The following is a 15,407-nucleotide window of genomic DNA, read 5'->3' as shown; positions in this document are numbered from 1 at the left end:
GGTAAGACTTTTAGACTTTTTGTCAATCAAAAAGTACCAGGCATGGGAGTGATCAGGGGGAAAATTCAGGTACTTTTTCCCTGAAAATTAGGTAGTTGACCACCTGAAAATCGGTAAAACCCATCCCCCATCCCCCAACCACCATCCCCCAACCCCCAACCCCCACCGAAAAACTTTTTCAGCAGACCCTAACTAATCTTACGTTTTTTTTCTTCCCCTCCATTGATGAAACCTCATGACCAATTTGCTAAAAACTATCTGGAAGAATTATTATCGCCTCTAGGCCAGGTAGAAATTAGCAAGGAAATTACCGACGAAAACCGACAAATTGATCTATTTTTTTCGCCTCATCCAGATCGGCAGATAACTGTCGATAATCTAGGATTATTAGGTCAAATTGCCCTAAATAGCGCTCTCCTAGAACCCTATCGTAATTCTTCCACTCGTGCCGATGTGCGTAATTGTCTGGCGAAATTAACCGCCGTTTTTGCTGAACTACAGCGACAGGCCAAACAAGAAAATAGCCCCTACAATGAGGAAATTTTGCCCCGTTTATCTAACTCCCCAGTAGATGGGAGAGGGGAAATGGGAGAGGGGAGAAAAAAGCTGACACTGATAACTGATAACTGATAACTGATAACTGATAACTGACTTCTAACCCAATGTGCGCCAAAGATAAGCAAAAATTATTTATTGACTCCAAAAACTTGAGAATATTTAAATTAACATTTCGCAATATTTACAAATTCTTAAGAATTAATTGAGAAAGATTTTTATTTAACAACGATGTTGTAATGGTTACAGCGATTTGATAGAATTTTAGAGTCGGTTATTCTGTGCTTTTTTAGACAGCAATGGTTGAAACCCTTGCTACACCTACAGGGTGATTCCAATTGAGACGGGTAAATTGGTCAGTTTCACCCACAACGATGATCTTTTTTTTGTGTAGTTTTATTGCAAAGAAAAAGTTTTTTTGACAAAAAGCACAAAGTATGCAGTAGCAGTTATGGCAGAGTGGGGGTTGGGGAAGTGGGGAAGTGGGGAAGTGGGGAAGTGGGGGAATTTCAACTAAAACCCTAAAGCCCCAACACCCTATCACCCCAAAACCCTATTACCCGACCACCGATCACTGAATTTACCGTTTAGCGGCAACAATGGCAAAAACGGTGGTATGGGGATCGTCTTTTAAAGTCACCCCTTCTGGCATTTTCAAATCACCCACGAGCAGGGATTGCCCCACACCGATCTCCGAAACATCAAATTCGATCACTTCCGGGATATTATCAGCAATACAGGAGACATTAACTTCGTTGACGAACTGTTCGATTAAACCGCCCTGTTTAGTTCCGATCGCTTCTCCCATGGCTTTAATCGGAACAACGATATCGAGCTTACCGTGGGCAGATACTGAGAAGAAACTGAGGTGATAGAGATTTCTTTTCCAAGGATGAGATTGTACCTCTTGGATCAAAGCTTTTCCCGTCCAGGGCATTTCGGGAACATTCACATCCACCAAGGTATTATTTACCGAGGCCTTTTTGAGCAGGGTTAAGGCCGCTTTTTCTCCCACCACGAGGGAAACCGATTCCGTGCCGCTGTGGCCGTAGAGAACAGCCGGGATCAAACCCTGACGACGTAGGGCCCTGGGGTTAATATTTTCGGGTCTTTTTTGACATTCAACGCTAACTTGCATAGTTGACTAATCCTCTTTGGCAATGATTTAAAATTCGTAATTATCCCAAGGCGAGCCATTTTCGTCCAAAAGAGCGCGTTTTGGCCCGTGAATGGGGTCTTCAACGATAATAGTTTGGTCGCGACTAGCTCCTAGGGAGATAATAGCGATCGGTACTTCCATGATCGCCCCCAGGAATTTTAGATAATCGAGGGCCTGTTTGGGCAGGTCTTCCAGACTCCGACAATCGCTGGTGGGTTGTTGCCACCCCGGCATCGTTCGGTAAATCGGTTGACAACGGGCGAATTCCACCGCACTGCTGGGTAAATGGCGACAGGTTTGGCCGTCCAATTGGTAGGCGACACAGACTTTGATTTCCTCTAGGGTATCGAGAACATCTAATTTGGTAATCGCTAGACAGTCTAAACCATTGATTCGCACTGCGTAACGACCGATAACCGCATCAAACCAACCGCAACGACGACGACGGCCGGTGGTGGTCCCGAATTCCGCCCCGCGATCGCACAATAACTGCTCGATCTCCCCCTCTAATTCCGTGGGAAATGGACCTTCACCTACCCTAGTGGTGTAAGCTTTAGCCACACCGATCACTCGATCGATTACCGTCGGACCGATGCCAGAACCCACACAAGCACCGCCGGCGATCGGATTGGAGGAGGTAACGTAGGGATAGGTTCCGTGATCGAGGTCGAGTAAGGTTCCTTGGGCCCCTTCAAAGAGAATATTCTGACGCTTGCGGATTGCTTCGTAGATTTTTAAGGAACTATCGACCACATGGGGACGCAGTTTCTCGGCATATTCTAGATATTCCTCGATCACCGTCTTCGCATCTAAAGGCGGTAAGTTATATAACTTTTCTAAAATGACGTTTTTATAATTGATCGTCCATTCTAGTTTTTGCCGCAGATTCTCGGTATTCATCAAGTCGATGACTCGAATGCCGATGCGCTCGGATTTGTCGGCATAGGTGGGGCCGATACCCCTTCCCGTGGTGCCGATTTTATATTTACCCCGTTTTTCCTCGGATGCTTGATCGAGCAGCCGATGATAGGGCATAGTGACATGAGCCGTTTGCGAGATATAGAGATTGTCGGTGGTAACATTGAGGGCGTGTAATTGCGCCATCTCTTTGAGTAACACCGAGGGATCTATGACTGTTCCCGAGCCGATTATACATTCCGTATCTGGGTAGAGAATCCCAGAGGGAATTAGATGGAGTTTGAACGTTTGATCCTCGACGACGACGGTATGACCCGCATTTACGCCACCTTGAGAACGCACTACAACATCCGCCGATCGACTCAGCAGATCCGTGATTTTTCCTTTTCCTTCGTCGCCCCATTGGGCACCAATCACTATAACGTTAGCCAAGGGTTTATTGAGTCTAGCTAAAGTTCACACAAACTACCATTATCTACACTGGATAGACATTTTGTCAAGAGCGATATTGATTTAGTTATGGCTTTATTTCGCCCTTCACCACGTTTATTCAGCCTATTTACCTTTTTCTTGTCGCTCTGCGGTGCGGCATCGTTCTTTTTCCAGGGGAAACCACGCCGCCAGCAAAACCCATTGGCGATCACCAATTCCTAGGTAGTAAGGCATTACGAGTGAGAATTTCAGCGGTTGTGTACTGGGGCAGTATTGGGTATCAAGAGTTGACCACAAGCCAAAAAATGCGAACTACACTAGGCTAGGGGAATGGGGAATTACTTGTCAAAGAAGGGTTGATATGTTAAAGTGTGTTGCAAATATGAAAAAATATAAAAAATATCAACTAACTACTCAACTTCTCTCCTATGGATATAAGTAAATCTGCGAGTAGCTATCGACCTGAGATTGACGGACTCAGAGCTATAGCTGTCCTAGCCGTAATTATTAACCATTTTAACAAAGACCTATTGCCCAGTGGTTATCTAGGTGTAGATATTTTTTTTGTTATTTCTGGTTATGTAATCACTGCATCTCTAGCGAAGCGAACACAGAAAAACTTTAACGAATTTATTGGGGGATTCTATGGAAGAAGAGTAAAGCGTCTGATGCCCGCTCTAGTGCTGTGCGTAATTATTAGCAGCATTCTCATTTGCCTATTTGAAGTTTATCCTATAGCCTCTCTCAGAACGGGAATCGGGTCTCTTTTCGGAGTCTCAAATCTTTATCTGCTTAAGCAAGCCACCGACTATTTTGGGGTGTGGGCAGAGAGGAACATTTTTACTCACACTTGGTCTTTGGGCGTTGAGGAGCAGTTTTATCTATTATTTCCCTTTTTAGTTTGGTTAACAGGCTTTACTCAGCAAACCATCAAAGGATCGAAAAATCTTTTTTGGTTGATGTGCGTGCTTTCCACTGCTTCCCTAGTCTCTTTCATTCACTTTAACGCAGCCTATCAACCAGGGGCATACTTCCTGATGACTTCTCGTTTTTGGGAGATGGGAGCAGGGAGTCTCCTTTTCCTTTTCCTATACAATCGTAAAAGTAGCCTTCATGATTATCTGAAAAAGTTGCCTGCTGGTATAGCTATATTATGCCTACTAGCCATTATGTTTGTACCGAGTCAATTTATTGTCCTCGTAACAATCGCCTGTGTATTATTAACAGCAATAGCCATTACTTCCCTACGTCCTCAAACCAAGATATTCAACCTACTCACTCAGCCTCAGGTGGTTTTTATTGGTTTAATTTCCTACTCGTTGTATCTCTGGCATTGGGCAGTAATTGTTTTAAGTAAATTGACCGTGGGGATCAATTTATGGACATTCCCTATACAATTACTGTGCATAGTATTAGCTTCTCTTGCTTCTTACTATTGGGTAGAAAAACCCTTTAGACATAAGCAATGGTCTAACTCTCAAGGGAAATCTATACTATATGGTATAACTGCTTATGCGATGGCAACTGTCCTATTAATCGGACTTCTATCCTCCCCCGCAAGAGCTTTATATACAGGCAGCAAGAATCAGCAAAAGCCAGATAATATCTCCGAGAAAAAATCTGTAATAGTACAGGATAAAAAGCAAGGTAAGATAATTCTTATTGGTGATAGTCACGCTATTCATTACAAAGGAATGGTAGAACAGGTGGCTGAGGAGCTTAAAATGAATAGCAAAGTAGTAGCAATTAACGCCACCATATTCCCAGCTATGGACTATTCCAGTTCCGTAGGAGGAATGACCTTAGCCAAAAATCAGAACAATAATAAAACCCTAAACAAAAAAGTATATAATCAAATTAATCGTTTAGATCCTCAAGAAAACAATATCATCATTCTATCTTCCTACCTCGCTTATTATTTTGGACAGCCGCGTATTGGCACGAGGAGATACGAGAGAATCAATTATTATCTTGAATCGGGAGTAACAGAAAACCCTCAAGATGCTCTACTAAGATGGCTGAAGGAGCTTAAGAATTTTGCTCAAGACAATCAGAATATAAAAATAGTTGTTATGTTCCCAACTCCTGAGATGCCTGATTTATATCCTTTAGACTTGTGTACTCAAGAATGGTTCAGGAGAAAGCCATCGGATAAGTGTTTCGTCAAGATGGAGCGGGAAGAACTAACGAAAAAGAATGAGAAATTTACAATCATTCTACGTCGGGAAATTGAGAGCATTCCCAATTTAGTCGCTTTCGATCCCTTTGCCTTACTATGTCCTCAGAGTGAGAAGTATTGTCATGCTGTACAGGATAATCAAAGGCTCTATTCCGATGAGAACCATCTTACTCTCCAGGCTACAGATAAAATTCGAGATAACTTCTTGCAATTTTTGCAACGATTGACTAAGGAAGGCTTTTCTCGTCACAGTACATAGTATCTAGTTGATTTTCTAAGTCTTGAGGAAATGTTAAAGATTACTGGAGGACTGAAGAAACAGTTGACAATAGCAGTAGAAAGCGAGCTACTAAAAGCTGACTCTCTCAACAGCTAGGGAAGAAAAGCCTGCCTCTCGGGAGCATCTCATTTATACAAGTGAGTAATTATACTTATCCCTAAAACTGTTTTCTAGCAAGGCTTTCAAAATAGCTTGACATAAAAACCTGATTTAGGGGTTACAAAGGTGAGATGCTCCCGTGCCTCTCCCTATAAGTAGCCTATACTCAAGGGATTTAGTATCATGATAACTTTAATTTACGCTCTTGACATTCTTGGCGGGAAGTGCTGCCACAAGTGTTGAAGAAGAAGGGAAACATAGACTAAGGGGCCTGCGATAACTCTACGTCTCCTATCTTGACGAAAATTTTCAAAAAAGTCTAACCGTTAAGTCGCCATAATAACCACAGACCTAACCCAAAACCGAAAAAATTAGGCAGCCAGGCAGCTAGGAAGGGGGAGAGGGTGGCGGTTAGTCCCAAGCTACCCACTAAGAAGTTGAAAAGATAGTAGAGAAAAACAATGGCGACACTGAGACCGAAACTGGTTCCCCGACCGATTCTTTGCGGTAGAGAACCCAAGGCACAACCTATGGTAGCAAAGACGATACAGACAAAGGGAAAGGCGATTTTTTGCTGGATTCGCACTTGAAAAAACCTGACTCTCTTATCATCGCCACTGAGTTTGAGCAGTTGCACATATTCGATCGCCTGTGGTATGTTCATCTCGTAGGGATCGCGGCTTTGACGAGCAAAATCGAAAGCGGAGCGAGATAAAGCGATTTTTTCGGCTTTAAAGGGGATAACTTGGCTATAGGAGGCGTTAGGGGGGGTTAATTCATAGATAATGCCGTTAAAAAAGTCCCAGACGTTATCGACGGCATTCCAACGGGCCGAATCGGCGATAATAATTTGATTTAATTCTTGTTTTAGCCAACGGATAACGGTGACGGTTTTCATCTTTTCCCCGTCAAATTGTTCGGCATAAAATAAACTTCTTAAATTGCGATTAATCGCACCATTTTCTAGGGTTTTTATTTCATAATCGGGATAATAAAAATCTTTATTTTTCCAAAAACTTGCTTCCTTATTAATTTTCTGCACTAAAATTTCTGTGGCTCGATAATTAGCATTTGGAACCACATATTCATTTAATAAAAATGTCACAACTGTAACTATTAAACTCAGGCAAAAAGTGGGTATAAAAAGACGATAAAGAGTGACTCCACAGCTTTGCAGGGCAACGGTTTCACTATCACTACTTAAACGACCGTAGGTGATTAAAGTGGCCAGCAAAAGAGAAACTGGTAGGGAATAAGTGACAAATTCTGGCACTTTTAACAGGAGAATTTCTAGGGCCGAAGCGAGGGGTAGATTCGCATCAACTACCTGATTAGCTAAATCGGAAAGATTCCCGATCGCTACTCCCAAAGAGGCAAATAAACCAACACTAAATAAAAATGGGGGTAGTAGTTGGCTGATCAGATAGCGATCAATGAGGGCAATACCTCTATTTACCCAGTAAGAAATCTTTTTCTTAATCATTGATTTTGGTTAACTCACTCCTATTTCATCCCATTTCCTAACCCGCAGCCGTCTTGCTTACACCTTCGGTTAGCCTATCATATTTTGTCTTTGACGAAAAACACCGCCGGAAGTTGTATGATTGCGGGGAGAGTGGACAGAAGCAAGGATTTGGGTGAGTGTAGATAATTTTTCTGTTCCTATTCCCCGATCATCCCCAGGTGAATTATGCTGCTAAACTGGCAAACTTTTACTATTCATAAACGAGTACCTTTAAGGATTAGTCGCGGCACTACCAGCGAAAATACTAATATCTGGCTGAAAATTAGCGAGGAAAATATCGAAGGTTGGGGAGAGGCATCCCCTTTTGATATTACCAGCGAGGAGAAAAACCCCGATAAAATCCTGCAAGAATTAAACTCGATCGCTCCTATTTTACAATCTTTTCACCCCTGTCAACGCCAAGAAATTGAGAAAATTTTATGGCAAAATCAGATATCTTCGGCTACTCGTGCCGCTATTGATACGGCACTGCACGACTGGTTAGGCAAAAAAGCTAATTTACCTCTCTGGCAAATTTTTGGACTCGATCGCTCTTTGATTCCGCCAGTTTCTGTTACTATCGGTTTAAATTCTCCAGAAAATGTGCAGAAAAGGCTGTTAGATTGGCTAGAAATCGGCGATTTTAGCTTATTAAAAGTCAAATTAGGCTCACCGGACGGTATAGAAGCCGATCGAGCTATAATTCTGGCCATTAAAGAAATTGTCCCCCATTTGCCCCTAACTGTCGATGCTAATGGTGGTTGGCAATTTAGCGATGCGGTGAAAATGTGCCAATGGTTAGAGGAAAAAGGCGTTATTTATGTGGAACAACCCCTATCCGTCGGACAAGAACGAGATTTAATTGATTTATACCAAAAATCGCCCCTACCTATCTTCGTCGATGAAAGCTGTTTTTCTAGTCAAGATATCCTGAAACTGGCCGATCGAGTCCACGGCATTAATATTAAACTAATGAAAGCTGGTGGATTAGCCGAAGTGCAGAGAATGATTCATGTTGCCCAAGCTTGCCGACTGCAAATTATGTTCGGATGTTACTCTGATAGCAGTTTAGCCAATACTGCCCTAGCACATCTTGGCCCGCTTGTCAACTATCTTGACCTAGATAGTCATTTAAATTTACGCGATGATCCCTTCACGGGATTAAGCTTAGAAAAGGGACGTTTACAACCAAATAATTCACCCGGTTTGGGTGTTAGTTTACGGACAAAAGATGACTAATTATTTGACTCCTGACAAGAAAGTAGCGATTCTTCTCCACGAAGGAATCAAAGGAACTCGCGGCAAAACCGGATTAAGTTATCTGCGTTACGGGAAAGCGCAGGTAGTGGCGATTATTGACGCAGAAAGCGCCGGCAGCACCTTAAAAGAAGTGGCCGGAATCGATCGCCCCTTGCCGATTGTTGCTAGTGTTAGGGAAGCTTTAACCTATCATCCCGATACTCTGTTAATTGGCATCGCACCTTCAGGAGGCATTTTACCCCCCCATTGGCTAGAAGAAATTAAAGAGGGGGTGAATGCGGGGTTATCCCTCGTTAATGGTCTCCATACACCCCTAAAACCCCTTTTTCCTCAGCTTAAACCGGATCAATGGATTTGGGATATCCGTCTGGAACCCCAAGACTTAAAAATTGGGCAAGCGCAGGCGAAAAATTTAACCTGTCAGCGTATTTTAACCGTAGGCACGGATATGAGTGTGGGCAAAATGTCCACTAGCATCGAATTACATCGGGTTGCCCAAGAAAAAGGGCTAAAATCGCAATTTTTAGCCACTGGACAGGGGGGAATTATGATCGCAGGGAAAGGTGTACCCTTGGATGCGGTGCGCGTTGATTATGCCACTGGTGCGATCGAGGCTTTGGTGTTAGAATCGGCGGAAAATAACGATATTTTGTTTATTGAGGGTCAAGGCTCGCTATTACACCCCGGATCCACTGCTACCTTGCCCTTAATGCGTGGCAGTCAACCAACGGGGTTAATTCTTGTCCATCGCGCTGGACAAATTCATATCAAGGATTTACCCGATATTCCCATCCCTCCCCTAACGGAAGTGATTAAACTCTACGAAATGACTGCCAGCGCCGGGGGAAGTTTCGGGGAGGTGAAGGTAAAAGGGATTAGTTTAAATACTTTTCATCTTAGTCCGGAGGCGGCAGTTAAAGCTATAGAAACTGTGCAGGAGGAAACGGGGTTATTTTGTACCGATGTTGTCCGTTTTGGCGCTCAAGGGTTATTATCAGTGATCTGTGCCTAGTAATCAAATAGAGTTGTATAATTCCCTCTGTCAGGTAGATGGGTAAGTTTAGATTCATTTTTATACTGAATCGTTGCTAGAGATACTACTTTTATTCCAGAAACATATCGAAATATATACCTAAAAGTTTTATCTCATCCTAAACAATTTTACGAGAACGGATTAAATGTTCTCGAAGGTAATAAGCTCTTGATGAAGCTGTCTCAATAATGGCGTTTAATAGTATAAAACAAGATTCATGGAGTTTTTTGGGTAAAGAACCCGTATTTTCACTTTGTAGAAAACGTTGAATTGCCATTTCTAGATAAAATGCTGTATTCCTTGAGAGTAAATGAGTGTTTTCTTTCTCTTTTTGATGCTTGGCTAAAATAGGCAGTCCTGATTTACAGAAGATAGCAGGAAAATGATACATTAATGAAGCTAGAGATTTAAATACATCGCAATTTTGTCCCGCATTTTCCACAAATTCTAATATTAAGTCTTTACCAAGAGAAATATCCGCATTTTCATAATCAATTCTCTGCCAATCTAAGTCAGCGTGTAACATTCCACGAATTAATTTACGCTTATCACTTTCCTGTGTGTCAAAATTAGTATTAGCTAATTCGAGGGCAATATCTTGTACTGTTTTTGATAATTGATGCCAAAGTTTCCAGTATATTTCTATTTCTCCTTTTCTTTCAGCCACTACTGCAACATATAATAAAAGGGAATCAATAAAGCTTGGCATTTTTTCACACCCAATTCTCAACAAGTTAATATAGTCTTGAAAGTTGGAATCATGCAAATGAAATAAATATTCTGCAAAACGCTTGCCAAAATCATAGGGCAACTCGTAGTGCATCTCATATCTATTATTATGTTGATTATCACGGTTATTTTTTTCTTGCTCATATTCAAAGAAAAGATTTAATATTCTAGACAAGAATAGAATATGGCTAGATTCTATTGAGCCATCTGGAATCATTAAGCAAGGGCTTAAAAGATACCAAGAGCTATGAGATTGAAAAGTAATTGCTTCAATATTATTTGATAGCTTACCTTGAAGAAATTGTTTTGTAAATTTATTTTTTTTGGTTAATAATTTATTTAATTCATCGCTTATACTCTTGCACTCGCTTTTTAAAAAAGATAATCGTCTTTTTAAAGCCCAATTTTCTTGTTTATTTTCAAAATGGGCATACTCAATTGATCCTATGAGACACATTTGAGCAAATTCTGGCTCTCTTTGCCATAAATATTTTCTAATTCCTTCTGCGGTTTGATGTCTGACATTCTGATTAACGTGAGTTAAGGCGATAATAATAACTTCCTTTAATCTTAATCTATCCTCATCTGTTGATATAAAATCAAATAAAAGAGGGAGAATAGATGCGGCTGATGCTGAACCATCGCAGTCTGTTTCATCCCATATTAAAATGTCATTTTCTATATTAGCATTGGCTACAGCGGCTTTAACAATTATCTCAATACACCAGTTAAGATCATATTCATTTAATTCTTGATGGTAATCTCTAATGAAAATTGATGCAGAAGTAACAACTCCACCATAGTTTATTATGGTAGAATCATTTGCTTGCCCAGATTTTAACTGTTCATCCCAATATTTTGCTTCAGACAATGCTTCTTGCCATGTTGAAAAGTAATCAGTTTCAAGGGGTTCGTTTCTCATTTTATTATCTGACCATAATTGCAGGGTATAGAGACGATTCATCTTTTGAATTCTTTCTAGGGTCTCTTGCTGATGTTCTTTCAAATCTGGTTCTAAATCTGGAGATTCGACTATTATTTTATTATTTTCATAATCAGGAGTCAATTTACAGTTGCGGCTATCAATTCTATGAAGAAGAAAACGCATGATTTCATCTTTTGGTTCAGATTTATATAACTTATCAACAATTGCTAAGGCATCATTTCTCCATTCAGAAAGTTGAAGACTTATAATCAACATTTCTAAATGATTTTTTCGCCAAGAACGTAATGCTGAAATACGTCTTTCTTCTGAATAAACTTTAGACAGTACATCTCGCTGGAAATAGGAATTATGCCAGTTACTTTCATGAATTCCTCTTTCCTGAATAGTTCGTCCCCTATCTATATGATAAAGTTCAGGATTTCGTAATAAAGGCAGTGCTGCTTTTCCCACTTTTTGAGGAAATCCTGTTGCGACAGAAGCTAATACTGCTGTTGGCATCACAGAATTACTATTTCTTAAAATATAGTCAAATAGCAACTCGATTTGTTGGAATTCAAATGTTTCTGCACAAGCAATTAACCAGTTTTCAAGTGCCATTAAAGCTGATTGTAATAAGTTAGGAACTACAGAGAAACCACGATACGCTCCCCATAAACGTCCAGAGCAATATTGTTGTATTTTTGAGCCATCATTTAGTTCTATTTCTATCGTTTCAATCAGTGGCTTAGAATAGCCTACCCTTAAGTAACTCGATTGACGGTGATAATCTAAATCTGAATGAGCATATTTATCGGCAGAGATATTAAGTAAGTTAAGAATGAAATCTAGACCTTGTTTCCAATGAGAATGTAATAGATATTTGAAGGGGCCTTTAGCTCCACTAGCAGGTGAAAATTTATCCTCATAAAGCCCAAAACATTCGTCAACATCGATGCCTCTATAAGAAAATATACGATGTTCATCATCTTCATTATTTTCTTTTATAAACCATTCATCATAAGCTAACCTAATTAGAGATTCAGGAGCATATTTAGAAAAGAAAGCTGTCTCAATTCCCAGAAAAGCCATTTTACAAAAATCGTCGTAAAGCTTTTGTTTACCTTGTTCTTGTTGATAAATAAACAAGTCAGTTTCTAAAAGCTTCAAAAACTCTTGACGAATGGCAGGAATTGTTTTAATAATAAGACTCAATATTTTTTTACGATTATTATCATTTCTATTTCCATAAACACTTTTAAAATTATCTAATAAATAAAGAGCAAGCAATCCTACTTCACGGGCTGATGGTGGTAGTTCTTCATTAATATTTAAGATGGATGACCATTCATCTAATACGGCTACTATATGAGATAATAAATCGGTTGATAAAAGTTCTCTATTTTCATATAAAAAATGAATCATTACCTCCCAAGCTTTCCCATGAGGCTCTAGAGATGTTGATTGATTATTCTCTTGAATTTTCCAAGGTGTTTTACACGCAATACGGAGAATAAAGCAGAAACGTTTCAGAAGTTCCGCATTTTCCGTAAATAATTGATTTTTTAATTTTCTCAAAAACTTATCTGGATTGTCCCCTTGAAGGACTGCGAAAATTGTTTCATCTTGCCAACATCGTTGAATATTTTTGCTTTTCAGAATATCATAGACAAAATCATCAATATTATCGCCATCTCTTAATTTTTGATGAAGCCATAAACGAAAAGCTCGATTCATAGCAGGTTCATGACCAACCCCATCAAGAAACTTTGGTATATCATCTGAATCTTCTTGATAAATTTCCCCAATGTATTGTTCAATTGCCCAATCTTCTAAAATATCATGGGCGAGACTAACAAGATTTTTAGCATCACGACGGATTAAATTATCTTCTTCTAGTTTATTTAATGCCTCACTATCAAATTCATTTACCAGAATACCAGAAAGCATTTTTTTAGCTCGTTTAACGGCAATTTCTATAAATATTTTTCTTCGTTTTAAATGAATTCCATCTTTTCTTTCGTGTTCTTTGGCAATGACATTTTGCCAAACTGCAGCACGAAATTCTTTTTCTCCATCTTCGGGAGTAAATTCTTTTCCTGTTTCTAGCACTCTGTAGGCTAAGTCAGCATAAAATGGGCATTTGATTAAGTCTTTTAAGGTATGATTGTTAGACAAGGTTTTTAAAGATTGAATTTGCTCCGATAGTTGTTGTATCTCATCATCATTAAATCCTTTTATGTTTAAGGTTTCAAAATTAATTTTGTTAGGTTGAAGATAAGTAAAGATTATTTGATTATAAGCATAATTACGTCCAGTGGTAATAATCGTCCATCCTTGTTGTTTATTAATGAAATAAAGTAAATTAGTGAAGGCAGTTTTATTTTCCAATTCAAGAAGTTTTTCTAATGACTCTATGATTAAATATTTCTTGGGTATGATAGCAAAACTTTCTCCTAAATCTTGCAGTGAACTCTTTAATCCTATGGCAGAAAATACGCAATTAATATGAGATTGATCTAAGTCAGTGGTGCGTAAACAAAAAGTAGGAATATCCTGTTTAATCTGGTTAGCAAATTCTTTAATGAGACTAGATTTTCCTGAACCACGCTCACCCGTAACAAAAACAAAATTAGTCGTTTTAGTGAGGCTAATTAATTGACTTAATATATCAGGTCTTTTGATATGAATGCCATTAATGGTAGATTTTATTTCATTTTCTAAAATGTAATTCCCATGTTCTTCAAGTTTACGGATATCTGATTCTACATTGAAAGAATTAATTACTTTTTGTAAAACCTCTTGTAATTGTTCTTGATTAACGTCATTTAAGAAAATGCCAATATTAGCAATTCCCCCTGTTACTAGGGTTTGAAAAGCTTTTGTATCGTCTTGATTAATTTGAGTTAGACGAGAATCATTTTTTATCGCCTCAATCAATTGTGAATTAGTCTTAATTTCGGCTTCTACCAGTGCGATGAGTTCAGGGGAATCTGCTTGGGGATTATTTTGCAGAATTTCGGCTATAATTTGGCAAAGTTGGGTAATTAAGTCACTCATAAGTAATAGGATAAAATTAACTTCTTAGTTGGAATAGGCAAGAGGTGGTTAGATATGTATAATTAATTGTGTCTAGCTACATAAATCATCGGCCTTAATTTAGTTTTTAGGAGTTTGTGCTTGATTAATATGATTTTCTCCAATGTAAGCTGTTCCTCCTTCAACTTTTGTCTGCCAACCTTTGGCATTATCAGAATTATTTTGAACCATACTACTATTATCTTGAATTTTCCCCGCTTGGATAGTCTGAGCTAAAACTCGTAATTCCTCGGCAAAATCAAGATCTTCATCTAACACCACATCGAGATTTTTTGTAATCGTTTCAATCACCGTACTATCTCCATTTTCTACCTTAGCTAATGCCTCATCCACCTTAGCTGATTTTCCTGTTAATCGGGTTTTGATTTTTTCCCACAATATAGGGATTTTAGAAATTGCTTCAGTGGTAAAACGTTTAGCCAGTTCTCCTGTACCAGACTTGATAAATTCCTGTACTGCTAAATTGACGAGTAAACTTGTGGTTAAGGGATCATTCATGATTCAGTCCTCATTTTAGCTTTCATAATTTTATTCTACCTTATTTTTCTCGATCAGTCACAGTCCATGACACAATCACAGCAATGACAGTCAAGACGGCATGGGAGAGGAAAGACCAGTAATGATCCGTGTTATCGTAAAAATGGGGATAGATGGGGGGTTTGGTCTTGCAAAATCGGCAAATAGGGATAAAATCAAAACAAGTTAATTTTTCGGCGACCATATCATGTTAACCCCATCGGATAGTAAATTATCTAAGCAGCAGCAGATTCTCTCGGCTGTTTCCGAAGAGGAACAGCTTAAACAGCAACGGATTCAGGAAGTGCTATTGTTAATAGATAGTTTATTCCAAAGAGAGGAAACGACTTTTAGAATTATCATCGACTGTCTTTACGATGTGGGTTCGTTAAATTTAATTAATAAAAAGTTTCCTCGTCGTAACTTAAATTTTATTATGAAAGCGATCGCTCGTTTTTCTAAGCCTATATTCAGAATTTATGCTCTCTATTGGGTGAAAAAAAATAGCCCTAAATTAATTACTAATTGGTTGGCTAGTAAGGTTAAATTCTAGATCGATCCCCCCTTAATCCCCCCTTAATAAGGCTATCCATTAGTCACATCTTTCTTAACATAAAATTTGACAAAAAGAGAAAAGTGTGCAAGATGGCTCAAGGAGGTTCTATGGGGGGACTAATTTGATGAGATAGTTTCCAAGTCTGGCTGATATCATGTAACCTTCG

At 39.2% G+C, this 15,407-nt stretch carries 9 protein-coding genes and 1 pseudogene; 5 read left to right on the top strand and 5 right to left on the bottom strand.

What is annotated here, in order from left to right; all coding sequences use genetic code 11:
• Window positions 1-225 precede the first annotated feature (225 nt).
• Window positions 226-555: pseudogene (locus IM319_RS06155) on the top strand (hypothetical protein); the annotation flags it as partial.
• 580 nt (window positions 556-1,135) lie between these two features.
• On the opposite strand, the gene IM319_RS06150 reads toward IM319_RS06155, so the two are convergent.
• Together IM319_RS06150 and IM319_RS06145 are read right to left on the bottom strand one after the other, a co-directional pair.
• The gene (locus IM319_RS06150) at window positions 1,136-1,693 is read right to left on the bottom strand and encodes a 50S ribosomal protein L25/general stress protein Ctc (RefSeq protein ID WP_286826373.1); all 558 of its coding nucleotides are present in this window, start codon (window positions 1,691-1,693) and stop codon (window positions 1,136-1,138) included.
• 27 nt (window positions 1,694-1,720) lie between these two features.
• Window positions 1,721-3,064 (bottom strand): adenylosuccinate synthase, encoded by a 1,344-nt coding sequence (locus IM319_RS06145; RefSeq protein WP_286826374.1) that lies wholly within the window; start codon window positions 3,062-3,064, stop codon window positions 1,721-1,723.
• 428 nt (window positions 3,065-3,492) lie between these two features.
• Between IM319_RS06145 and IM319_RS06140 the strand changes: the two genes are divergently transcribed.
• Window positions 3,493-5,502 carry an acyltransferase family protein gene (locus IM319_RS06140; protein WP_287735012.1) on the top strand — a complete coding sequence of 670 codons (2,010 nt, stop codon included), beginning with the start codon at window positions 3,493-3,495 and terminating at the stop codon, window positions 5,500-5,502.
• Window positions 5,503-5,941: 439 nt separating this feature from the next.
• Here IM319_RS06140 and IM319_RS06135 read toward each other — a convergent pair whose 3' ends face one another.
• On the bottom strand, window positions 5,942-7,105 hold the full coding sequence (locus tag IM319_RS06135; RefSeq protein ID WP_287684431.1) for an LptF/LptG family permease: 1,164 nt from the start codon (window positions 7,103-7,105) through the stop codon (window positions 5,942-5,944).
• Between the two features lie 207 nt (window positions 7,106-7,312).
• Here IM319_RS06135 and IM319_RS06130 point away from each other — a divergent pair, with 207 nt between their 5' ends.
• Window positions 7,313-8,365, top strand: coding sequence for a dipeptide epimerase (locus IM319_RS06130; protein WP_287735011.1), 1,053 nt, complete (start codon window positions 7,313-7,315; stop codon window positions 8,363-8,365).
• Complete coding sequence (locus tag IM319_RS06125) at window positions 8,358-9,398, top strand: DUF1611 domain-containing protein (RefSeq protein ID WP_287735010.1); 1,041 nt, start codon at window positions 8,358-8,360, stop codon at window positions 9,396-9,398. The genes IM319_RS06130 and IM319_RS06125 overlap by 8 nt, the downstream gene beginning before the upstream one ends.
• A 139-nt stretch (window positions 9,399-9,537) precedes the next feature.
• Here the strand turns inward: IM319_RS06125 and IM319_RS06120 are convergent, their stop codons facing one another.
• Complete coding sequence (locus tag IM319_RS06120; protein WP_287735009.1) at window positions 9,538-14,130, bottom strand: ATP-binding protein; 4,593 nt, start codon at window positions 14,128-14,130, stop codon at window positions 9,538-9,540.
• 99 nt (window positions 14,131-14,229) lie between these two features.
• Entirely contained in the window at window positions 14,230-14,667 is a 438-nt protein-coding gene (locus IM319_RS06115) for a hypothetical protein (protein WP_287735008.1), read from the bottom strand.
• Window positions 14,668-14,893: 226 nt separating this feature from the next.
• Here IM319_RS06115 and IM319_RS06110 point away from each other — a divergent pair, with 226 nt between their 5' ends.
• Window positions 14,894-15,238, top strand: a complete 345-nt coding sequence (locus tag IM319_RS06110) for a hypothetical protein (protein WP_287077839.1) — start codon at window positions 14,894-14,896, stop codon at window positions 15,236-15,238.
• Window positions 15,239-15,407 lie beyond the last annotated feature (169 nt).

The sequence above is a fragment of the Microcystis sp. M113S1 genome, from assembly GCF_020246945.1.
Classification (GTDB): Bacteria; Cyanobacteriota; Cyanobacteriia; order Cyanobacteriales; family Microcystaceae; genus Microcystis.
The sequence above is the reverse complement of the archived record's forward strand: the minus strand, read 5'-3'. Positions and strand labels throughout refer to the sequence as shown.